Source organism: Rhodococcus sp. APC 3903, from assembly GCF_030407755.1.
Classification (GTDB): domain Bacteria; phylum Actinomycetota; class Actinomycetes; order Mycobacteriales; family Mycobacteriaceae; genus Rhodococcus_F; species Rhodococcus_F erythropolis.
Map to the genome: position 1 here is coordinate 134,807 of NZ_JASDCV010000013.1, position 21,970 is coordinate 156,776.

Genomic DNA, 21,970 nt, shown 5'->3' on the forward strand with positions numbered 1-21,970 from the left:
TCCGAGTGGTGCGTCGTTGCCTACCCGCCTTCGCCCGGCCGATTTGCTGCGACTGACCGACGAGGGAGCGAACGGCGTGCTCGACGGCCGTTTCGACCACCTCATTCCCGACGCCTTCCCGACGCTCGATCGTTGGTCCACTCGCCTGCATGCGGACGACGACGTCGATGTGTGGCTCATCAGCTGGGTACCCGAACGCAACACCGAATTGCACGACCACGCAGGTTCGTTCGGCGCATTGACCGTCCTCAGTGGTTCTCTCACCGAATTCCGTTGGGCCGGTGACGCCCTGGTGGAACGCCAGCTCGACGCCGGCGATCAGGCTTCGTTCCCGCTCGGCTGGGTTCACGATGTCGTGCGTTCGACGGATGCTCCTGGTGCTCCGATCGAAATCAGCTCTGATGCACCGACTCTGAGTGTTCACGCCTACTCGCCGCCACTGACGGCAATGTCCTTCTACGAAGTGACGGATCACCGGACTCTTCGTCGCACCCGTACCGAGCTGACCGACCTGCCCGAGGGGGGCACCAAATGACCATCGACCAAATGCTCGACGACGCTCGCGCACAGATCGATCGTATGTACGTCTTCCAGCTCACCGAAGCCTTCCATCGCGGCGCGATCTTCGTCGACATTCGCCCGCAGGCGCAGCGCGCCATCGAGGGAACTCTCCCCGGTGCACTCGCGATCGAGCGAAACGTTCTCGAGTGGCGTCTCGACCCCACCAGCAGCGCACACCTCGCGTTGGCCACCGACCACGACGTCGAGTGGGTAATCGTCTGCTCCGAGGGCTACACCTCGAGCCTGGCCGCAGCGTCGTTGCAGCAGTTGGGTCTGCACAAGGCAACCGATCTCGTGGGCGGGTACCAGGCGATCAAGGCCGCCGGACTGCTCGGTGCGCTCAGCGGAGTGCGTCATTGCTCCCGCGAGTTGGCGGCGGTTTCGGCTCATTGAGGTATTTGCTGTGCGCCTTTATTAACCGCGGGCGGTTAATAAAGGCGCACAGCGGGTCTGGCGGTAGATCTTCGGGCTCATTCCGTGATGGCGGGTGAAGGCCGTCGTGAGCGCAAAGGGGCTCGAGTAGCCCACTTCTCGCGCGATCGAGGACACCGTTCGTGCCGGGTCTGCGAGTAGATCTGCCGCCACCGACAAGCGCCACTCGGTCAGATAGCCGACGGGTCCGATCCCCATGAGACCGGTGAACCGGCGTGCGAAGGCCGCTCGTGAGCTGCCGGACTCCTGGGCCAGGCTCGCGACCGTCCAGGGATGTTCCGGCCGATTGTGTATGAGCCGCAAGGCATGCCCGATGACAGGATCCTCATAGGCCTTGATCCATCGCGGTGATCGATTCTGGTTCTCGGCGAACCACGTACGGACCGCCGAGATCAGGACCAGGTCCAGGAGCCTGTCCAACAACACTTCTTGTCCTGGTCCGTCGGCGGCGATCTGTTGTTCCAGAAGCGTCGTCATCGGCGCGGTTTCGATGCTGCGTCGCACTACCGCGACGGGTGTCAGGCTGTCGAGGATCTGACGGCTGACATAGGAGTCCAAACGGTATGTGCCCGTGAGCATGACGGTCTGGCCACTGGTCGAGTTGCCCCAGGTGCGAACGCCGAGAACCGACATATCCTCGAGTGGCGATCCGTCGACCGCGGCGCAGTTTTGTGCCTCGTCGATGAGTACGTGGACCGGGGTGTCCGGGTGATCGGCGACCGTATAGGGATCGGGGCCGCGCAGGAGTGCAACGTCGCCGGCCTCGAGATCTTCTGTCTGTCCGGTGTCGGAGACGACGACTGCGCTTCCGCGAACCAGAACCAGCACGGTGATCGGTGCGTGGTCCTCGATACGTAATGACCACGGTGGATCGAGCAGCGAGCGCAGCAGAAAAGCGCCCTCCGCCCGCGATCCGGCCAGCATCATCGACAATGCATCCATGTTTCGACGGTAGACGCTGACGTATGTTTTTGCGACCTTCAGCTATGGATCGTATTGCCGCCGCGCGATCGAATGAGTTCATGACGACAACAAGCGACATTCAATCGGCAGTAGTGATCGGTGGTACCGGCAAGACCGGTGCGCGCGTTGCGCAGAGGCTGACGGCGGTGGGAATCCGTACCCGAATCGCGTCGAGAACATCCGGGACGCGTTTCGACTGGAACGATCAGACGACGTGGCAGCCCGCGATGTCCGGTGTCGAAGCGGCATACGTGACCTATGCGCCGGACCTCGCAGTGCCGGAATCGAGCACCCACATCGAGGAACTCGCGGAGCTTGCGTACCGCGAAGGGGTCAGGCGAATGGTGCTCCTGTCCGGGCGCGGTGAACCGGCGGCGCAGAAAGCCGAGCAGGTTCTGGCCGACACCGGTCTGAAATGGGCTGTGGTGCGAGCCAGTTGGTTTGCCCAGAACTTCAGTGAGGGGTATCTACTCGATCCGATTCGGGAAGGCCACCTGGCACTTCCGGTCGGTGAAGTGGGGGAGCCGTTCATCGACGTCGACGATCTCGCTGACGTGGCGGTCGCCGCATTGACTCGAACCGACCTCCTCGGCCGAGTTCTCGAGGTGACGGGTCCGGAGTTGCTCACCTTCGCGGAGGCCGTTGAGGCGATTTCGGCGGCGTCGGGGCGTGCGGTGTCATTCGAAAGAATTGGACTGCAACAGTTTTCCGACGGCATGGCAGAAGTTGGCGTCCCGAGTGATGTCGTGGAGTTGCTCACTTACTTGTTTGCCGAGGTTCTCGACGGACGAAATCAAAGTGTGACCGGCGTCGTCGAAGAGGTCCTGGAACGACCCGCTCGAGATTTCACCACTTTTGCCGCCGAGGCTGCTCGAACGGGGGTCTGGTCGTGAAGAAATCCGAGATCTTCTTGGAGTTGCTCGTCGGCGTGACTGCGCTCGGCGCGCTCGTTGCCGGTGGCGCGTTGTTCGCGTTCTCGTCCTTCGTAATGCCCGCTCTGCGGTCGGTCGATGCACACGCCGCGATCACGTCGATGCAGGCGATCAACGTCGAAGCGCCGCGGAGCGCCTTGATGCTGCCACTCGTCGGATCGGCGCTCACCGCGATCGCCGCCGGAATCTGGGCAGCGATCTCCAGACCGGACGGCTGGGTCCTTGCCGTTGTCGGTTGTGTCGGGGTGCTCGCGTCCTTCGCGGTGACAGCGATCTACCACGTCCCCCGCAACGACGCTTTTGCCTCGGTCAGCGCTACCGATGCAGCCGCATGGGCGTCGTACGAGGCGGGTTGGACGGTGTGGAATCACGTCAGGGTTGCGCTGTACCTCCTGTCGGGAATCGTGCTCGCGGTCGCCGCGGTGCTACCAGCAACAAACGCGGTGGACACGGCCCAGTAGTCTTGTACCCCGTGAGTGATGTAGAAGCCCAGCCAGTCGACGACACCCCCGAGCAGCTCCGTATCCGGCGCGAGAAGCGTGAACGGATCCTCGCGCAGGGGCAGGAGGCGTACCCGGTCTCGGTTGATCGCACCCACACACTCGCGCAGATCCGCGCGGAGTACCCGGAACTCGAGCCGGACACGGCGACTGGTGTGCTGGTCGGCGTCGTCGGCCGCGTCATCTTCATGCGCAACACCGGCAAGTTGTGCTTCGCGACTCTGCAGGAAGGCGACGGTACCCAGCTGCAGGCCATGATCAGCCTCGCCGGCGTCGGCGAAGAGGCACTGGCTGCCTGGAAGTCCGACGTCGACCTCGGCGACTTCGTCTTCATCCACGGTGAGGTCATCAGCTCCCGTCGCGGCGAGCTCAGCGTGATGGCCGACGCCTGGCAGATCGCATCCAAGTCGCTGCGCCCCCTGCCGGTTGCTCACAAGGAGATGAGCGAAGAGTCCCGGGTGCGTCAGCGCTACGCGGATCTGATCGTTCGCCCCGAGGCTCGCGACAACGCCCGCAAGCGCGTCGCTGTTGTCCGTGCGCTGCGCAATGCGCTCGAGAGCCGCGGCTTCCTCGAGGTCGAGACGCCGATGCTGCAGACGCTGCACGGCGGCGCGGCAGCTCGCCCGTTCGTCACGCACTCGAACGCCCTCGACATCGACCTGTACCTGCGTATCGCGCCGGAACTGTTCCTCAAGCGTTGCGTCGTCGGCGGTATCGAGAAGGTCTTCGAGATCAACCGCAACTTCCGCAACGAGGGCGTCGACTCCACTCACTCGCCTGAGTTCGCGATGCTCGAGACGTACGAGGCCTACGGCACGTACGACGATTCCGCGAAGATGATTCGTGAGCTCGTCCAGGAAGTTGCGCAGGAAGCATTCGGCACGCAGGTCCTCACCCTCGCCGACGGTTCCGAGTACGACGTCAGTGGCGAGTGGCAGGTTCTCGAGATGTACCCGTCGCTGTCGGCTGCCATCGGCACCGAGGTCACGCCGGATACGACGGTCGACGAGCTTCTCGCTCTGGCGGAGAAGGTAGGCCTCGAGGTTCCCAAGGACAAGGGCTACGGCCACGGCAAGCTCGTCGAGGAGTTGTGGGAGCACCAGTGCGGCGATCAGCTGTACGTGCCGACGTTCGTCCGTGACTTCCCGGTCGAGACGTCGCCCCTGACCCGTGATCACCGAAGCAAGAAGGGTGTCACCGAGAAGTGGGACCTGTACATCCGCGGATTCGAGTTGGCGACCGGCTACTCCGAACTTGTCGACCCGGTCATCCAGCGTGAGCGCTTTGTCGACCAGGCGCGCCTCGCGTCGGCAGGCGACGACGAAGCGATGGTGCTGGACGAGGAGTTCCTCGCCGCGATGGAACAGGGCATGCCGCCGACCACCGGCACCGGCATGGGAATCGATCGACTGCTGATGGCTTTGACGGGTCTCGGTATTCGCGAGACGATTCTCTTCCCGATCGTTCGTCCGTCCGCTCGCTAGCTTTACTTCGATCAAGGTTCGGCCGCACATGTTGCGGCCGAACCTTTTTCAGTTGGGGCGCTCCCAAGGTATTCGATACGGTTCACAGTCGGCGTCGTCGTCGGCTATCGGCGGTGCCGAAAACCAGATGAATCTGGGTGAATTCTTCAGCTCGATCAGCTCAGCGGGGAGCGCTCGTAGTTGGGATTCGATTTATTCCCAACGACATTCGCCTGCGGCAAAGGATTCATCCATGCGTGGTCGCCTGAGTTTCGGACTTTCGAATTGTTGCGATGATTTGGTAGATCGTGCCCTGGTTGAGTGCGTCAGGTAGTCCCTGATCCGACTGGACAAGGAAGACCATGACCTCGGCTGTGGAGTATCCGGGTGTGGTGACGACATCGAATTGTGCTGAGGGCGGATCGCATTCGTTGTCCGCCGGGATAATTGTGACGGTTGCGGTGTACCGGAACGCAGGGCGTCCGGAGATGGTGAAATTCGTGGGTCCGCTGTACGCGATGCTGGCGAGAGTGCCGTTCTTGGAGGCGAAGATTGCGCTCGGTAGAGGTCTTTTCTCGAGTCGTCGTCTGTCATGATTCCCCCGTCTGGATGCATCCCCCGATGCGCCGCAAGGAATGTATCGGCACTGTCTTTGTCGCAAGACAAGTCGACTGGCATACCCGGCGGAGATCAGTCCCAATCATCCGGACGAGCCAAGACAGGACGTTTGTCCAGGTGCTATTGTCGCTGCTTATCGAAGGATCTGGGGAGGAATGGTCGTGGTGAAAAAGGTTGTTGTCACGATGGTTGACGATCTGGACAAAAAATCGCCCGCGGACGAAACTGTGGAGTTTTCCGTCGACGGAGTTGCTTACGAAATCGATCTGACCGCCGCCCACGCCGCGGAACTGCGCGATGCACTGAAAAAGTGGATTCCTCATGCGAGAAAGTCGAATTCCGCCAAATCGGTCAACGGAGCGGTGACCAAATCCCGTCCCGTTGCGGACCGCGATCAGAGTGCCGCCATCCGCGAATGGGCCAAGGGTGCGGGCTTCGAGATTTCGGCCCGCGGTCGTATTTCCACGGAGGTGCGCCGAGCCTACGAAAAGGCCGTCTGAAATGGATCGCGAATGGATTCGGGCGCATTTTGCCGAAACGGATTGATAACGCGTTCTAGTTTGTTAGCGTCTGCACGGTTCGCATCTCTCGTAGAGGAGTCGGTCGTGCACAGAATCGGGTTGTTCGGGGGCGTGGTTCTTGCCGCTCTGATGCTTGTCGGGTTCACCTCCGTGGCTTCGGCTCAGGCCCCGTTGCCCGTGCCCAATGCCTTCCTTGCCGGTGTTCCTCAGGAGTTGGGAAATCCTGGCGGTTCAGCTCCTGGATCCAATGACTTTTCGTGTAAACCTACTGCCGAACATCCCAATCCGGTTGTGCTCGTTCACGGAACGGGTGGAAACAGGCAGACCAACTGGGCCACCTATGCGCCGTTGCTCGCCAACGAGGGCTACTGCGTCTTCGCGCTGACGTACGGCAACTTCCCCGAGCAGCCGTGGCCGTTGTCGGCCATCGGTGGAATGCAGGAAATTCCTTCCAGCGCAGCACAATTGTCGAATTTCGTCGATCAAGTTCTGGGCGCTACGGGCGCAACGTCGGTGGATCTCGTCGGGCATTCGCAAGGCACGATCATCAACGGGTACTACGCGAAGTTCCTCGGCGGTGCCGACAAAGTGGACAACATCGTCTCGGTGGCATCGCTGTGGAAGGGAACCCTCGGAAACGAGCAGGCAAGTATCGGCCGCAGCCTTCGCGAACTCGGGGTATCCGAGGCGGCACAGGCAGGATTCCCGATCTGCAAGGCGTGCCTGAACATGGGGGCCGGTTCGGAGTTCATCGAAAATCTCCGTGCGGGAGGCGTTTACGCGCCGGGCGTTCACTACACGAACATCACGACGCGCTACGACGAACTGGTGCTGCCGTATACAAATGGGCTGGAGCCCGGGCCGAACGCAACCAACATCGTCGTCCAGGACGGTTGTGAGCAAGACATCTCCGATCATCTCGCCATCGCGGCGTCGCTGCGCGCGGCGACTTTTGCTCTCAATGCACTCGATCCCGCGCATCAGCGGCCGGTACCGTGCAACTCGGTATTGCCCGTCGTGGGTTGATCAATATGTGGAGGCCTTCGGTGGGGATTCGAACATGCGTGGGTGCGCTCGCTCTGGCGGGTGCCGTGGCCGCGACCGCCGCACCTCTTGCGTCGGCGAACGAACCTCTTCCCGTTCCGTCCGGTTTCTTCAGCGGAATCGCCCTCGAAGCGACCAACCCGGGCGGATCGGCCCCTGGCACCAACGACTTCTCGTGCACGCCTTCCGCTGCTCATCCTGATCCAGTCGTCCTGGTGCACGGGACGGCGGCCAACCGTCAGACCAATTGGGGCGTACTCGCACCCGTACTGGCCAACGACGGGTACTGCGTTTTCGCGCTCACCTTCGGGAATCGAACGGACCAGCCGTGGCCGATTTCCGCAGCCGGCGGTCTCGCACCACTCGGAGACAGCGCAGGGCAGCTGTCGGACTTCGTCGATGACGTTCTCTCTGCGACGGGTGCCTCGAAGGTCGACCTGATCGGACACTCTCAGGGGACGACGGTCAGTGCGTACTACGCCAAGTTCCTCGGCGGCGACGCGAAGGTTTCCAAGATCGTCTCCATCGCTCCGTTGTGGGACGGCTCGGAGGTCGGGCCGCCGGAAGGCGTCGGGGGACCGGATTTCGACAACGCCACCTTCGTGACCGAACTGCGCGACGCGGGCGTCTACTCCGATGACGTCGAGTACACCAACATCGTGACTCGGTTCGATCAGGTAGTCGTTCCGTACAGCAGCGGAATACTGGCCGCGTCGAACGCGTCGAACATAGTTGTTCAGGACGGTTGCGAGCAGGACCTGTCGGATCACATCGCGTTGGTGGCGTCGCAGCGTACGGCGACTCTGACGCTCAACGCGCTTGATCCGTCGAATCCGCGTGAGGTGCCGTGCACTCGGGTACTCCCGATATTCGGCTGATCAGGCGTCGAAAATCGCTGTTCGCTTCAGGCGTACAGGAACCGGGAAACGATTCCCTCAGCTGCGACGTTGTGAACGGTAAGCAGTCCGGCTTCCGCCGCCAATCGGGTGGAGGAGCAGCAGGTGGACTTCGCGCCCTCTAGAGTAATAAGTGGGGTCGTGCAACCTTTGTCGATTCGTGGACGTCAGTCCGCTGACCGGCGAGGCGATCAGTCTGTAGTGCCGGAGCGAAACGCGGCGACCAGGGACGAGACATCCGGTCTCGAACCTGCCCGCCGGAGAGTGTGAGGGAGAGCGATGTTCGAGAGGTTCACCGATCGCGCGCGGCGCGTTGTTGTCCTGGCTCAAGAAGAAGCCAGGATGCTCAACCACAACTACATCGGCACGGAGCACATCCTTCTCGGCCTCATTCACGAGGGCGAAGGTGTTGCAGCCAAGTCGTTGGAGTCGTTGGGTATCTCCCTCGAGGGAGTCCGCAGCCAGGTCGAGGAGATCATCGGCCAGGGCCAGCAGGCTCCGTCCGGTCACATCCCCTTCACACCGCGCGCCAAGAAAGTCCTCGAGCTGAGTCTGCGCGAAGCGCTGCAGCTCGGACACAACTACATCGGTACGGAGCACATTCTGCTCGGTCTCATCCGTGAGGGTGAGGGCGTAGCAGCCCAGGTTCTGGTCAAGCTCGGTGCCGATCTCAACCGTGTCCGCCAGCAGGTCATCCAGCTGCTGTCGGGCTACCAGGGCAAGGAGCCCACCGAAACCGGTGGCACCCGCGGAGAGGCCGGCACGCCGTCCACCTCGCTCGTGCTCGACCAGTTCGGTCGCAACCTGACGCAAGCTGCCCTCGAAGGCAAGCTGGACCCGGTCATCGGCCGCTCGAAGGAAATCGAGCGCGTCATGCAGGTTCTCTCGCGTCGTACCAAGAACAACCCGGTTCTCATCGGTGAACCCGGTGTCGGTAAGACCGCTGTGGTCGAGGGCCTGGCTCAGGCAATCGTCAACGGTGAGGTCCCCGAGACCCTCAAGGACAAGCAGCTGTACACGCTCGACCTCGGGTCGCTCGTGGCCGGCAGCCGTTACCGCGGTGACTTCGAAGAGCGCCTGAAGAAGGTTCTCAAGGAGATCAACACCCGCGGAGACATCATCCTGTTCATCGACGAGCTGCACACCCTCGTTGGTGCGGGCGCGGCCGAGGGCGCTATCGACGCGGCCTCCATCCTCAAGCCCAAGCTTGCCCGCGGTGAGCTGCAGACCATCGGTGCTACCACTCTCGACGAGTACCGCAAGTACATCGAGAAGGATGCCGCTCTCGAGCGTCGTTTCCAGCCCGTTCAGGTGGGCGAGCCGACCGTCGAGCACACCATCGAGATCCTCAAGGGTCTTCGTGACCGCTACGAGGCTCACCACCGTGTCTCCATCACGGACGGTGCTCTCGTGGCAGCGGCGACGCTGGCCGACCGCTACATCAACGACCGCTTCTTGCCGGACAAGGCGATCGACCTCATCGACGAGGCGGGCGCGCGAATGCGCATCCGTCGGATGACTGCACCGCCGGACCTGCGCGAATTCGACGATCGCATCGCCGACGCGCGTCGCGAGAAGGAGTCCGCGATCGACGCGCAGGACTTCGAGAAGGCTGCGAACCTGCGTGACAAGGAGAAGACCCTCGTTGCTCAGCGCGCTGAGCGTGAGAAGCAGTGGCGTGCGGGCGACCTGGACGTCATCGCCGAGGTCGACGACGAGCAGATCGCCGAGGTTCTGGGCAACTGGACCGGTATCCCCGTCTTCAAGCTCACCGAGGAGGAGACCACTCGTCTGCTCCGCATGGAAGAGGAACTGCACAAGCGGATCATCGGCCAGGAAGAGGCAGTCAAGTCCGTCTCGAAGGCGATCCGTCGTACGCGTGCAGGTCTGAAGGATCCCAAGCGTCCCTCGGGCTCGTTCATCTTCGCCGGCCCGTCCGGTGTGGGTAAGACGGAGCTCGCGAAGTCGCTCGCCAACTTCCTGTTCGGCGACGACGACGCTCTGATCCAGATCGACATGGGCGAGTTCCACGACCGCTTCACCGCTTCGCGTCTGTTCGGTGCCCCTCCCGGGTACGTCGGATACGAAGAGGGTGGCCAGCTCACCGAGAAGGTGCGCCGCAAGCCGTTCAGCGTTGTGCTGTTCGACGAGATCGAGAAGGCACACCAGGAGATCTACAACACCCTCCTGCAGGTGCTCGAGGACGGCCGTCTCACCGACGGTCAGGGACGTACCGTCGACTTCAAGAACACGGTGCTGATCTTCACGTCCAACCTCGGTACGTCGGACATCTCCAAGGCAGTCGGCCTGGGCTTCAGCTCGGGAACGGGCACGGAGTCGAACTACGAGCGCATGAAGCTCAAGGTTCACGACGAGCTGAAGAAGCACTTCCGTCCCGAGTTCTTGAACCGTATCGACGACATCGTCGTCTTCCATCAGCTCACGAACGAGCAGATCGTTCAGATGGTCGACCTGATGCTCGCTCGCGTCGAGGCGGCACTCAAGAACAAGGACATGGCCATGGAGGTCACCGACAAGGCCAAGTCGCTTCTGGCCAAGCGCGGATTCGATCCGGTACTGGGTGCACGACCGCTGCGTCGCACCATCCAGCGCGAGATCGAGGACCAGATGTCCGAGAAGATCCTCTTCGGAGAGATCGGACCCGGCCACATCGTGCTCGTCGACGTCGAGAACTGGGACGGCGAAGGCTCGGGCGAGGACGCGAAGTTCACGTTCACGCCCACCAAGAAGCCGATCGACGTGCCGGACGCACCGCCGATCGAGCTGACCAAGGCCGGCGAAAGCGAAAGCGCAGCAGAGTAGTACAGCAGAGTAAGTAACGAACGGGCGGCACCTCACCGGTGCCGCCCGTTTCGTGTATCACGGGAGAGGGCGTACACATGAACGACATCGAACTGGGTCACCTGCGTCGTTGCGTCGAATTGGCAACGGAAGCATTGGATGCCGGCGACGAACCTTTCGGTTCCGTCCTGGCAGCGGCCGACGGAACATTTCTGGCGGAAGATCGAAACAGGATCGCGGGCGGCGACAACACCCGCCACCCCGAGTTTGAGCTGGCTCGGTGGGCGGCTCAGTATCTGACGCCGGAAGAGCGTTCGACGGCAACGGTATTCACCTCGGGGGAGCACTGCGCGATGTGTTCGGCTGCGCACGCATGGGTGGGCCTCGGACGTATCGTCTACATCTGCTCTTCGGCTCAACTCGGCGACTGGCTCGCAGAGTGGGGTGCGGCCCCGGCGCCGGTGAAGTCTCTGTCCGTAAACGAGGTTGCGCCGAACGTCCCGGTCGAAGGTCCGGTGCCGGAGTTGGTTCCGTTGGTGCGAGAACTGCATCGGAAGTTGCATTCGCAGAGCGCTTGACGGGCACACGCAAACGGGCGGCACCCCGCTGGAGGTGCCACCCGTTTGCGTGTGGAGTCAGGAAACTGCGTCGACCGCTCGAACCTTCTCTCGCAGTTCGCCCTTGACGACCTTGCCGCTTGCATTGCGCGGCAGCGCTTCCACGACGACGATGTCCTTCGGGTGCTTGTAGCGCGCGAGACGATCATTGAGGAAGCTGCTCAGTTCCTCGATGGTCAGGTCCACGGCTGAACCTGGCGCCATCGCGACGATCGCTACCGGCACCTCACCCCACTTGGCGTCGGGGCGACCGACGACGGCCGCTTCGACGATCAATTCGTGTTCGTAGAGAACGTTTTCCACCTCGGCGCAGTAGATGTTCTCTCCGCCGGAGATGATCATGTCCTTCTTGCGATCGACGACGTAGACAAAGCCTTCGTCGTCGACTCGAACGAGATCGCCGGAGTGGAACCATCCACCGTGGAAGGCGTCAGCGGTGGCGGTGGGGTTGTTCCAGTACTCGCTCATCATCGTGGGCCCGCGGTAGACGATTTCACCGATTTCACCGGGCGCCACGTCGTCCATGTTCTCGTCGACGACCCTGGCCGAAATGGTCGGGATGACCCGACCGACGGATCCGAGCTTGCGAATCGCATCCTCACCGTCGAGAACGCAAGTGATGGGCGACATCTCGGTCTGACCGAAGACTGCGACATTGAACGCGTCCGGGAAGGTTTCGGCCATTGCCCGCAGGATGGTATCGGACGATGGTGCGGCGCCCCACGAGATGTTCTTCAGCGACAGTGCTCGAGGTTGCGCCTTCTGCACTGCGCACACGGCCTGCCATTGCACGGGCACGAGGAACAAGCTGGTGACCTTCTCGGCTTCGAGAATGTCGAGTAGTTGACCAGGGTCGAATGCGCCGACCGGATGGATCACCGTGGTCGTGCCGAGTTGCAGGCTCGGCGCGATGGAACCGAGGGCCGCGATGTGGAACATGGGCGACGCGCAGAAGCCGATGGAATCGGCATTGAACAGGTGGAAGGCCCTGATACAGGTCAATGCTTGCGAAGACAGGTTGGAGTGGGAGAGCACCGAACCCTTGGGGCGACCGGTGGTTCCCGAGGTGTACATGATGAGTGCAGGAGTGTCGTCCGGGATGTCGACGAACGCGTGCGGCTCGCCCGCCTCGCTGATCAGGTCCTCGTAGTTCAGGCTGTCACCCTCGGCGGGGGCGCCCACGGTGATGGAGATGTCGATACCCTCTGACACGGCACGCGCCGCTCCGGCCAGTGGAGCCAGTGGTCCTTCGGCGACAATGACTTTGGAGCCGGAGTCGTTGACCAGGTAAGCGACCTCGGGTGGCGTGAGACGGAAGTTCACCGGAACAGCTATCGCGCCCAGTGCGTTGGTCGCGAGCACGATCTCGAGGTATTCGGGGCGATTGAGCATCAGGATGAGCACGCGGTCGCCGAAGCTGACGCCGCGTCGGGCTAGAGCGTCTGCCAGCTTCTCGACGCGTGCGTCGAGGGTGCTCCAGGTGATGGAATCGCCCAAGAATCGCAGCGCGGTGCGATCGGGAATCATCTGCGCATGCCTGGCGATCTGATTGTTCCAGTTGGTGCGGCGTGAACGCTGCGCCTCGGAGACTGCATCGGTGGAGGCCATCGATGGGTTCCTCTCATGCGTGGGTGATTGTGTGACTCAGGCTACAGTGAGCCGTCGATCCTCACAGTGGTTTTGTTAACGAAAATTCGCAACGACTACTTGAAGTGCGGTGCGCGCTTCTGCAGCATCGCCATCGCGCCTTCTTTGAAGTCGTCACCGGTGAGAAGTTCTGCCTGACCGGTATTTTCGAGCTCCAACGCGGCATCGAGGCGGTCCAGCGTCGCCGCATTGAGTGCGCGCTTGGTGAGTTCGAGTGCGCGTCGGGGAGCCTTCGACGTGCGATCGACGACCGAGTCGACGAGTGCGTCGAACGCGTCGTCTGCGACGGTGCGGGACACGAGCCCGAAACGCTCTGCGTCCTCGGCGGAAACCCGCTCGCCCAGCAACGCCATCTCGGCCGCTCTGGCACGTCCGATCGCTGCCGGCACCAGCGCACTGGCGCCGCCGTCGGGCATCAGGCCGATGTTGACGAACGAGAGGAGGAAATAGGCGCTCGATGCTGCGTACGTCAGGTCCGCGGCCAGGGCGATGGACACTCCGACGCCGGCTGCCGGGCCGTTGACCGCGGCGATCACCGGGACCGGGGCGCTGGTGATGGCGCGAATCAGAGAAGTCGCGGCATCCATGACAACTTTCGGGTCTGCGGGGTTGAGGGCCGCTGCCGCAAGATCGGCTCCGGTGCAGAACGCTCGACCGGATCCGGTGATCACGATGGTACGAACTCTCGGGTCTGCGCCGCCCTCTCTGACGGCGGCTGCGAAAGCAGTCATCGTGGGTAGATCGATCGCGTTCATCCGCTTCGGGCGGTCGAAGGTCAATCGCAGTACACCGTCGGTGATTTCGGAGCGAAAGCCCGTCTCGGCGGTGGCGGTCATGCCGCGCTCACAGCGGTGACGAATCCGGAAAGCCGTGAGGTGATGAGGTGTTCGGCCTCCGAGACCATGCGGTCGATCATGTCGGCGACGGTCGGGATGTCGTTGATCAACCCTTGGCTTTGCCCGGCGGACCAGATGCCTGCATCGAGATCGCCGTCTTCGAAGACCTTGCGCCCGCGTGCCCCGGCGACCAGATGCTGGATGTCGCTGAACTGCGCGTCGCCGCGTGCCTCGATGTCGACGACTTCGGCGCTGATCGCATTCGCTGCTACGCGTGCGGTGTTGTGCAGAGTCCGGAAAATCAGCTTGGTGTCACGCTCGGTGTTGGCGACTATCTGTTCTTTAACCGATTGTGCTACAGGAGATTCCACGGTGCACATGAATCGAGTTCCCATGTTGACGCCGTCTGCTCCGAGCGCAAGCGCCGCGACGAGTCCGCGGGAATCTGCGATTCCGCCTGACGCGATCACCGGAATCGTGAGTTGCTGCGTGGCCGCCGGAATCAGAATCAGCCCTGGTATGTCGTCTTCACCTGGGTGTCCGGCGCATTCGAAGCCGTCGATGCTGACGGCGTCGACGCCCAGTCTCTCGGCCTTGACCGCGTGACGAACTGCAGTGCACTTGTGGATCACCTTCACGCCCGCGTCCTTGAAATGCGGAAGATGATCGATCGGATTGGAACCGGCCGTCTCGACGATCTTGATCCCGGATTCGATGATCGCCTGGCGATATTCGGCGTACGGCGGCGGCGTGATCGACGGCAGGATCGTGAGATTGACGCCGAAAGGCTTGTCGGTGAGATCGCGGGTCCGAGCAATTTCCTTGACGAGGTCTTCCGGAGTGGGTTGGGTAAGGCCGGTCAGGAACCCCAGGGCGCCGGAATTTGCCGTGGCCGCAACAAGTTCTGCGCGTCCTACCCACATCATGCCGCCCTGCACGATCGGATGGTCTACGCCGAACATCTCGGTGAAGCGAGTGCGAATCATCTGCTCACAACTACTTTCTTACGATCGGTCAATCGGCATCGAACCCTATTGCAGGCGAAGAAAAATCCTGCGCTGCATGGAACGAGCCCGCCAGCGGACTGCGTGCAAGTTTGTGCGAATCATCACTAACATAACACCGGTGTGAGAGTGGGTGTCAAGACTCTTTTTCCGGAATCCGTCCGCCGTGACAGCCGCGTTGTAGGGTTTCGGGTGAAGCCGTACCGGGCGCGAATTGCGACCTTCGCGACGGTTAACATGGTCCGTTCGGACTCGCGCCCGTAGAAGTGCGGTGCAGCGGACGAAGGCAGTGGAAGAAAGCAACGGAAGTGGAGGGTCAGGTGCCCGGACAGACACGCGTCTCCGTGAGCGGCAGTGGCTCTGCACCACGAACGCGTCCGAAGAATCGGAAGGCCCAAATCGCGGCCGCTGCCGCGGAGGCATTCAGTGAACGTGGCTACCACGCGGTCGGCATCGACGAGATCGCAGCGAAGGTCGGAATCTCCGGGCCGGCCCTCTATCGTCATTTCCCCACGAAATACGCGCTGTTCGTCTACACCGTGAACAACCTGACCCAGGCGTTGCTGGATGCCAGCGATCCCGCGGTACACGGAAACGACGATCCACGCGAGCAGTTGAACTCCACCATGGTGGGGGTCATCCGCGCGACGATCGAGAATCGGCGTAGGGGAGGGCTCTACCGTTGGGAGGGCCGGTACCTGGTCGACGAGGATCGTGAGCAATTGCGGGAGGGAATGCGCACGCTCAATCTTCGGATTGCCGAGCCGTTGGCCGCAGTGCGCCCGGAACTGGCCCCGGCCGACGTCGAGCTGATCGCACCGGCTGTGCTCAGCGTGATCGCCAGTATCACCGGTCATCGATCGGCGTTGTCCGCCAAGCAGATCGAATCGTTGATTCTCGCAGCTTGTTGGTCGGTCATCGGCGTCGAGTTGCCCGTTGGTGCGAAGGGCGGCGGGAAGAAACAGGCGCTCGAACGCAAACCCGGCCTTGCCCGGACGTCGAAACGTGAAGTGCTGCTTCAGGAAGCCGTATTGCTGTTCTATCAGCGCGGCTATCACGACGTGAGTATCGAGGAGATCGGCGCCGCAGCGGGTATCAACGCGTCGAGCGTGTACCGGCACTTCGCGAGCAAGGCCGATCTACTCGCCGCGGCTTTCCACCGGGCGTCCGATCGCCTGACGATGACGTTGGGTTCGGCGTTGGCGGAGTCGGAGACACCACTCGCGGCCGTAGAGACATTGGCCAAGATGTACGTCGAGGTGTCGTTCGGCAGAAGCGAACTGTTGGCAGTCTATTTCGCCGAGATCGGCAGCTTGCCGGACCGGTCGCGGACCGAGTTGCGGAACATCCAGCGGCTCAACGTGGAGGAGTGGGCGCACTTGTGCGTCGAGGCGCGGCCGGAGTTGACGATCGTCCAAGCGCGGTTCCTCGTCCACGCGGCGCTTGGTCTGGTGTTCGACATCGGCAGGATCGTGCACTTTTCCTCGGAGAACTCCGCGCAAGCACGCGTCGAGAAATTGCTGACCGCGACTCTCCTGGGGTAGCGCAGTCCGAAACAGTAGGTGTGACTTCACGTATCGCGGGTAGGTTCGTGATCGCAAGGCGTTCACCGAATCATGTGAAGACGGAAGTAGGGACAGCAATGCCAACTCGTACCGCACGCACCGCCTGGAACGGCACCCTCGAAGCCGGGTCGGGACAGGTCGAACTCACCAGCTCGGGTGTCGCGACCTTCGATGTGTCGTTCCCCAAGCGCGCAGCTGAGGAAGCCGGCGGAACCACCAGCCCCGAAGAACTGATCGCCGCGGCACATTCGTCCTGCTACGCGATGCAGTTGTCGGCACTGATCGCCGAGGCCGGCGGAACCCCGCAGAGCCTCGACATCACCGCAGACGTGTCGCTGGGCCCCGACACGGTCGGCTTCAAGCTCACCGGAATCAAGCTCACCGTTCGCGCCGAGGTCGACGGCCTCGACGCCGACGGTTTTGCCAAGGTTGCCCAGGCGGCCAAGGAAACGTGCCCGATCAGCAAGGCACTGACCGGCGTCGACATCACGTTGGATGCGGCACTGGACTGATCACCTCGTGCTCGGGCGCCCCCTCCGGCGCCCGAGTGCGGTTGTGTGTGACGACCAGGTAGCTTGCGAACAATATCGGGAGCACCCAAAGATCCGAGGGATCACGAAAGACCACGATCGGCAAGAGCTCGCCGCGGAATCCTCCTGCGGTCCAGCGGAAAAACCCGATCACCCACTCGTACGCGTCGCCGATCGGCGAGACCGTCTTCACCGCGGCGAAGCCGATGCCCGTGACCGCGATGGACCAGGCGATCGCTGCTCGCCCCGCCAGCTTTCGTCTGAGCACCTCGAGAACCGAGAGCAGGAGCAAGGGAAACAGGAACACACCGGCGACGTCGGACAGCTTGCCCGTCATCGTGTTCCCGAATGCCCCTTTGAGTACGTGGTCGTTGACCAAGATGACGGACACCGAGACCAGCGCCCACGGACTCAGCAGCAGATCGCCCGGGCGGTTCACGACAGGTTGATGGTTGCCGAGCCGGACGAGAACAGGTCGCACTTGAACTGAAGGCGAAGACCGGTGGCGGCTTCGGGGACCTCGTACGCCAATTCGCCTCGCTTGGCTGCACCCGGCGCAAGCTCTCCGTCGACACTCGACGTGCTGCTGTCGGTGAACGTGATGTTGTACGACTTGTTGGTCGAGTCCTGCAGTTCGAAGCACATCATCGATGACACGGTCGACGGCTTGTCGCTGTTGTTGGTGACCTCGGTGTCGACCACGACGTAGCGGTTTCCGGGATCCGCGGTGATGAACTGATTGGTCGAGACATAGGGATCGACAACGCCGTGTACCTGGACGCGCCAGTCGCCCAGTTCGACGACGTCACCGATGCCGAAGGCAGCCGCGGGTGCGGCGGAAGAACCGTTGTCGTCGACCTTCTTCGCTTCGTCGGTCTCGCCCGAGGCGATGGTTGCGAACAGGGCTGCGCCGACGGCGAGGAGGGCGAGGGGAGTACGGAGTGATCGCATGATGTGCGCCTTTCGAGAGTTGGTATGGCACAAGTCAACGATGTGGGGACCGCTCACCGCTTCGGTCGAAAGATCGGGGAGCCTCATCCTTTCGGTCGGAGCTTGACGGTTCGTCCACCCGTTCGGCTGATTCGAGGCGTCGGTGGCGGTGGATACGCTTGCCCGGTGATCACCACCAAAGGAACCGTTGTGCGACGACGCGTATGGACTACCGCCGCCGTCGCGTTCAGCCTTTTCTGTTCCTTCATGACGGTGGGCATCGCAGGCGCGTCGGGAAATATGCCACCGGCATTGGTCGGGATCGGGTTCGTCCTGGGCGTGGCCGGTGGGATATCGCTTGTCTGGCGGCATCAACATCCCTGGGTGGTTCTGGCGATCACGCTGGTCGGCCCGCTGTTCTTCCCCACCGATGCGACGGCGGCGCTCATCGCGTTGTTCGCCGTTGCTCGGATCGCGCGTGGGCCTCGGCTTGCGGCAGCCGCGGCAGCTGTCTTCGTCGTGTGCGGAATTTCGTTGACCTACGACGCTTTTCGAAATCGTGAGTACTCCGTTCTCACGATGGGCACCGCGAAACCCAAAGACGGTTCGGTGGTTGTTCAATACGACGTCGCCATCTGGATCCCGTGGCTCGTCGCTGCCGTCATGGTCGGCATTGTCGTGGCGCTCTCGCTCCTGATTCGGACCAGAACCGAACTCGTCGAGGCAGAGCACGTACGGGATCTGGCCACCGAGAAAACCGATGTGATGCGTGACGAGATGATTCGCACCGAGGAACGAACGCGGATCGCTCGCGACATGCACGACACGATCGCGGCCAGTTTGAGCCGGATCTCGTTGTTCGCCGGCGGGTTGCAGGTCAGCGCGGCAGACAATCCCGAGAAGGTCGTCAACACCGCAGCGATGATCAGAACCACCGCACACGAGGCTTTGGACGAATTGAAGGGAATCGTCGGAGTGCTCAGGGGAAGCGGTGATCGCCGCGAACACGGTGGGCACCAGGGGATCGACGCGATCGGTGACCTGGTCAACAGTGCACGCGCGGCAGGCATCCACTGCCGTCTCGAATCCGAGTTGCTCCCGGGTGATGTCGGAATGTTGGCGGGGCATGTCTGTTATCGCGTCGTTCAGGAATCGTTGACCAACGTCCAGAAGTACGCGAGCGACCAGATGCTCGTCATTTCCGTGACCGGGTCGCCGCACGAAGGAATCCGCATCCTCGCACGCAACAAGCTGAGCGAGCTTGCACCCATGACGTCGATCGGTTCACGATCCGGCCTACGCGGGTTGGCCGAACAGGCGCGAGAGATCGGCGGCAAGGTGGAGGCAGGCGCGTTGGGGGACGATTTCCTCGTCAGTTGCTGGGTGCCCTGGTCGTCGTAGCCCTCCCGCCCTCTAACTGTCGGGGGCTCTGGGTAATCTGAGCGCACTATGGACGCTGACTCGCGCATCACAGTTTTGATCGTCGACAACGACGCGTGGGTTCGGCGCGGGATGAAGGACATCCTGGAAGCAGCGCCGGACATCGTGGTGGTTGCCGAGGCTGAGGACGGCGATCAGGTCGCAGCCAAGGTCACTCGTTTTCGTCCCCACGTGGTGCTGATGGATCTGAAAATGGCACGGGTCGGCGGCTTGGAGGCCACGCGCGAATTGATGACCATGAGCAATCCACCGAAGGTCATTGCCATGACCGCCTTCGACGTCGACGACATGGTTGTGCAGGCAGTCGAGGCGGGCGCGCACAGTTTCCTGAGCAAGGACGCAGCTCCGCAGGCGTTCCAGCAGGCAGTGCGGGTAGTGGCGTCGGACCACTCGTTGTTCAGTTGCGATTCTCTGCGCGCCATCGTGGCCTCGTCGCCGCGTCGGCAAGCGCCCGATCAGACTCCGCTCGCTTCGCTCACCGAGCGCGAGCGTGAAGTGCTGACAATCCTGGCGACAGGCGCGGCCAACAGTGTCATCGCGGAGCGGTTGTACCTCGGTGAGACCACCGTCAAGACGCATATCTCTTCGCTGTTCGGCAAGCTGGGTGTGCCCAACCGCGTGAGTGCATCGTTGATCGCGTTCCGGTGTGGCCTTGTGACGTGACTCGGGACTAATCCCGACCCTGTTCGTTGTTGCACCTTCGGTGACTGATCAAATCGTGATTGACCAAGACGTGACCATCGAAGTGTGGTCGGACGTCGCTTGTCCGTGGTGCTACATCGGAAAGACCAGGTTCCTCTCGGCGCTGGATCGTTTCGAGAACAAGGACCGCGTCAACGTCATCTGGCGCTCGTACCAGCTCGCGCCGGAGACGCCGGTGGGAGAGGGCCGAACCGAACTCGACGCCTTGGTCGAAATGAAGGGGATGGCGCCTGATCAGGTACGTCAGATGTTCGCCCACGTCAGCGCGACAGCCGCCGAGGTCGGGTTGACCTTGGACTTCGAAACCGTGATCGCCGCCAATACCTTTGATGCGCACAGGTTGCTGCATCTCGCGGGTGAGCGGCAGAACGAACTCCTCGAAGCGCTGTTCAAAGCGCACTTCAGCGACGGCAAGGTGATCGACGACCGTGAGGTGCTGGTCGAGCTGGCCGTGAGCGTCGGCCTCGACGCCGATGTCGTGCGCGAGCAACTGGGCTCCGATGCCGCAGCGGAGGCTGTCCGCGAAGATCTGTCCATGGCCCGCCAACTGCAGGTCAGCGGCGTTCCGTTCTTTGTCGCCAACCGTGCGGTTGCCGTGTCCGGCGCTCAGCCCGAAGAGGTGTTTCTGCAGTTGCTCACTCAGGCCTCCGAACCGGCCTGAGAAAGGCGAGCGGCACGCACCGCCGGGGCATTCGAAAACGGCAACAGATGTGCGCCGTTCACGGGGCAGGACAACGTCACGTGCGCTGCATCGACGAACCGGTACGGCTGCGCTGCAACAACTCCGGCGAGGTTCTTTCGCAGACGCGACATCTCGGCCCGCGCGGTCACCGTGCGGGCCGGGTCGCCGAACAGATCTTGCGCCAACCGCGATGCAGTCAGTCCCCGTCTCTCGGATCCGAGGAGGAACAGAATCTCCGCATGTCGTTGGGTGGGGGCGTATGCCCATTCGCCGAAACCCGACGTGACGGTCACCGACATGTTCTCGGAATCGCGCAGATCGATATGCACCGTGGGCGCGCTGATTCTCTCGCCGGTGGCGATCGGTCGAACCAACCACCCGCCGGGAAGCGGATCCAGTTCGCACAGGCCCAGGGCCGGGAACCATGTCCTGCCGGGAGCCAAAGCTGCGGGGAGCAGCACGCGCGAGCGATGAGGTAACGCGTCGACCGCTGCGACCCATCCGTGGGTGTCGATCACCAATGCGGGTGATCCGCTTCGTGCAAGCATCGGCCCTGCAACAGAACGTAGTTGATCGAGATTGTCCCGATGCTTGTCGCGCAGGTGTGATTGAGCGAGGCGTGCGACGGCGTCGACCAGAGCGAGCGTCGTGGGATGGACGGTCTTGGCAGGACCACTGATGTCGACGACGCCGATGACACGGTCGTCCCGCGGATCGCGGATGGGCGCCCCCGCACACGTCCACGGATGATGGCTGCGCGCATAGTGTTCCGCCGAGAAGATCTGAACCGCCTGTCGTGACACCAATGCCGTTCCGATGGCGTTGGTGCCGACGCTGTCCTCCGCCCAGTTCGCCCCTTCGACAAATCCCAGACGCGCAGCTTGGTCCAGTACGCGATGGGACCCGCTGCGCCACAGTACAGTTCCGCGAAGATCTGCGACGACCATGATGTTCTCACCGCTCGCGGTGACCGATTCGAGTCCGCGTGTCACGTCGTCGAGTACGTCGTACAGTCCGGACTCACGACGACGGAGATCGAGTTCGGCGACGTCCATCGACGGTTCGACCCGGCTGTGCTCGGGATCGATACCGAGTTCGCGCAGGCGCTGCCACGATTGGCGCACCACGTCCCTGGGGCGGGCCGGTGCGCGGTCTCCGGCCATCGTCGCGTCGTACACCGCGGCGAGGGTCCTCGCGTAGTCGCGAGGATCCTCGCCGGGCGGCATCGCAGGCTCGGGCAACCGCTTCTTCAGCGAAGACGCCGCTTTCAGCGAAGACACCTCGG

General features: G+C 62.5%; 23 protein-coding genes. 16 read left to right on the forward strand and 7 right to left on the reverse strand.

Annotation, left to right across the window (positions count from 1 at the left end; genetic code table 11):
* The first annotated feature begins 16 nt into the window (after positions 1 to 16).
* Both QMA15_RS19635 and QMA15_RS19640 read left to right on the forward strand, forming a co-directional pair.
* Entirely contained in the window at positions 17 to 535 is a 519-nt protein-coding gene (locus QMA15_RS19635; RefSeq protein WP_020906077.1) for a cysteine dioxygenase family protein, read from the forward strand.
* Entirely contained in the window at positions 532 to 954 is a 423-nt protein-coding gene (locus QMA15_RS19640; protein WP_003945445.1) for a rhodanese-like domain-containing protein, read from the forward strand. Before QMA15_RS19635 ends, QMA15_RS19640 begins: the two co-directional genes overlap by 4 nt.
* Before the next feature lie 21 nt (positions 955 to 975).
* Here the strand turns inward: QMA15_RS19640 and QMA15_RS19645 are convergent, their stop codons facing one another.
* Complete coding sequence (locus QMA15_RS19645; RefSeq protein ID WP_019746793.1) at positions 976 to 1,935, reverse strand: AraC family transcriptional regulator; 960 nt, start codon at positions 1,933 to 1,935, stop codon at positions 976 to 978.
* Between the two features lie 80 nt (positions 1,936 to 2,015).
* Between QMA15_RS19645 and QMA15_RS19650 the strand changes: the two genes are divergently transcribed.
* The 9 genes from QMA15_RS19650 to QMA15_RS19690 all read left to right on the forward strand — a co-directional run bounded on the left by QMA15_RS19650 (position 2,016) and on the right by QMA15_RS19690 (position 11,310).
* Positions 2,016 to 2,849, forward strand: coding sequence for an NAD(P)H-binding protein (locus QMA15_RS19650; RefSeq protein ID WP_030534804.1), 834 nt, complete (start codon positions 2,016 to 2,018; stop codon positions 2,847 to 2,849).
* Positions 2,846 to 3,349, forward strand: coding sequence for an anthrone oxygenase family protein (locus QMA15_RS19655; RefSeq protein ID WP_019746795.1), 504 nt, complete (start codon positions 2,846 to 2,848; stop codon positions 3,347 to 3,349). Before QMA15_RS19650 ends, QMA15_RS19655 begins: the two co-directional genes overlap by 4 nt.
* 11 nt (positions 3,350 to 3,360) lie before the next feature.
* Positions 3,361 to 4,872 carry a lysine--tRNA ligase gene (gene lysS / locus QMA15_RS19660; protein ID WP_003945834.1) on the forward strand — a complete coding sequence of 504 codons (1,512 nt, stop codon included), beginning with the start codon at positions 3,361 to 3,363 and terminating at the stop codon, positions 4,870 to 4,872.
* 341 nt (positions 4,873 to 5,213) lie between these two features.
* Positions 5,214 to 5,447, forward strand: coding sequence for a hypothetical protein (locus tag QMA15_RS19665; RefSeq protein WP_279163036.1), 234 nt, complete (start codon positions 5,214 to 5,216; stop codon positions 5,445 to 5,447).
* 183 nt (positions 5,448 to 5,630) lie between these two features.
* The gene (locus QMA15_RS19670; RefSeq protein WP_003945673.1) at positions 5,631 to 5,969 is read left to right on the forward strand and encodes an Lsr2 family protein; all 339 of its coding nucleotides are present in this window, start codon (positions 5,631 to 5,633) and stop codon (positions 5,967 to 5,969) included.
* Between the two features lie 150 nt (positions 5,970 to 6,119).
* Entirely contained in the window at positions 6,120 to 7,016 is an 897-nt protein-coding gene (locus QMA15_RS19675) for an alpha/beta fold hydrolase (RefSeq protein WP_044480521.1), read from the forward strand.
* Between the two features lie 38 nt (positions 7,017 to 7,054).
* Positions 7,055 to 7,912, forward strand: a complete 858-nt coding sequence (locus tag QMA15_RS19680) for an alpha/beta fold hydrolase (RefSeq protein ID WP_060939440.1) — start codon at positions 7,055 to 7,057, stop codon at positions 7,910 to 7,912.
* A gap of 297 nt (positions 7,913 to 8,209) precedes the next feature.
* Positions 8,210 to 10,753, forward strand: coding sequence for an ATP-dependent Clp protease ATP-binding subunit (locus tag QMA15_RS19685; protein ID WP_003945604.1), 2,544 nt, complete (start codon positions 8,210 to 8,212; stop codon positions 10,751 to 10,753).
* A gap of 77 nt (positions 10,754 to 10,830) precedes the next feature.
* Positions 10,831 to 11,310, forward strand: a complete 480-nt coding sequence (locus tag QMA15_RS19690) for a nucleoside deaminase (RefSeq protein ID WP_019746801.1) — start codon at positions 10,831 to 10,833, stop codon at positions 11,308 to 11,310.
* 57 nt (positions 11,311 to 11,367) lie between these two features.
* On the opposite strand, the gene fadD5 is transcribed toward QMA15_RS19690, so the two are convergent.
* The 3 genes from fadD5 to QMA15_RS19705 all read right to left on the reverse strand — a co-directional run bounded on the left by fadD5 (position 11,368) and on the right by QMA15_RS19705 (position 14,818).
* Entirely contained in the window at positions 11,368 to 12,957 is a 1,590-nt protein-coding gene (gene fadD5, locus QMA15_RS19695) for a fatty-acid--CoA ligase FadD5 (RefSeq protein ID WP_020906085.1), read from the reverse strand.
* 95 nt (positions 12,958 to 13,052) lie between these two features.
* Positions 13,053 to 13,832, reverse strand: coding sequence for an enoyl-CoA hydratase (locus tag QMA15_RS19700; RefSeq protein ID WP_019746803.1), 780 nt, complete (start codon positions 13,830 to 13,832; stop codon positions 13,053 to 13,055).
* On the reverse strand, positions 13,829 to 14,818 hold the full coding sequence (locus QMA15_RS19705) for a nitronate monooxygenase family protein (protein ID WP_019746804.1): 990 nt from the start codon (positions 14,816 to 14,818) through the stop codon (positions 13,829 to 13,831). Before QMA15_RS19705 ends, QMA15_RS19700 begins: the two co-directional genes overlap by 4 nt.
* Positions 14,819 to 15,156: 338 nt before the next feature.
* Here QMA15_RS19705 and QMA15_RS19710 point away from each other — a divergent pair, with 338 nt between their 5' ends.
* Together QMA15_RS19710 and QMA15_RS19715 are read left to right on the forward strand one after the other, a co-directional pair.
* Positions 15,157 to 16,380, forward strand: coding sequence for a TetR/AcrR family transcriptional regulator (locus QMA15_RS19710; RefSeq protein ID WP_279163037.1), 1,224 nt, complete (start codon positions 15,157 to 15,159; stop codon positions 16,378 to 16,380).
* Between the two features lie 98 nt (positions 16,381 to 16,478).
* Entirely contained in the window at positions 16,479 to 16,913 is a 435-nt protein-coding gene (locus QMA15_RS19715) for an OsmC family protein (RefSeq protein WP_003945839.1), read from the forward strand.
* Here the strand turns inward: QMA15_RS19715 and QMA15_RS19720 are convergent.
* Complete coding sequence (locus QMA15_RS19720; RefSeq protein ID WP_021342790.1) at positions 16,888 to 17,370, reverse strand: hypothetical protein; 483 nt, start codon at positions 17,368 to 17,370, stop codon at positions 16,888 to 16,890. The two genes, QMA15_RS19715 and QMA15_RS19720, sit on opposite strands and share 26 nt — an antisense overlap.
* Positions 17,367 to 17,882: a DUF4352 domain-containing protein gene (locus tag QMA15_RS19725; protein WP_019746807.1), complete on the reverse strand. Its 516-nt coding sequence runs from the start codon at positions 17,880 to 17,882 to the stop codon at positions 17,367 to 17,369. The genes QMA15_RS19720 and QMA15_RS19725 overlap by 4 nt, the downstream gene beginning before the upstream one ends.
* A gap of 24 nt (positions 17,883 to 17,906) precedes the next feature.
* On the opposite strand from QMA15_RS19725, the gene QMA15_RS19730 reads away from it, so the two are divergent.
* From QMA15_RS19730 to QMA15_RS19740, 3 genes are read left to right on the forward strand one after another with little or no spacing between them, the layout of a single operon-like run.
* The gene (locus tag QMA15_RS19730) at positions 17,907 to 19,262 is read left to right on the forward strand and encodes a histidine kinase (protein WP_142006418.1); all 1,356 of its coding nucleotides are present in this window, start codon (positions 17,907 to 17,909) and stop codon (positions 19,260 to 19,262) included.
* Between the two features lie 48 nt (positions 19,263 to 19,310).
* Positions 19,311 to 19,964 (forward strand): response regulator transcription factor, encoded by a 654-nt coding sequence (locus QMA15_RS19735; protein ID WP_021342792.1) that lies wholly within the window; start codon positions 19,311 to 19,313, stop codon positions 19,962 to 19,964.
* A 55-nt stretch (positions 19,965 to 20,019) separates the two neighbouring features.
* Positions 20,020 to 20,664, forward strand: coding sequence for a DsbA family oxidoreductase (locus QMA15_RS19740; RefSeq protein ID WP_232816808.1), 645 nt, complete (start codon positions 20,020 to 20,022; stop codon positions 20,662 to 20,664).
* On the opposite strand, the gene QMA15_RS19745 is transcribed toward QMA15_RS19740, so the two are convergent.
* Complete coding sequence (locus QMA15_RS19745; RefSeq protein ID WP_279163209.1) at positions 20,643 to 21,911, reverse strand: GAF domain-containing protein; 1,269 nt, start codon at positions 21,909 to 21,911, stop codon at positions 20,643 to 20,645. The two genes, QMA15_RS19740 and QMA15_RS19745, sit on opposite strands and share 22 nt — an antisense overlap.
* Positions 21,912 to 21,970 lie beyond the last annotated feature (59 nt).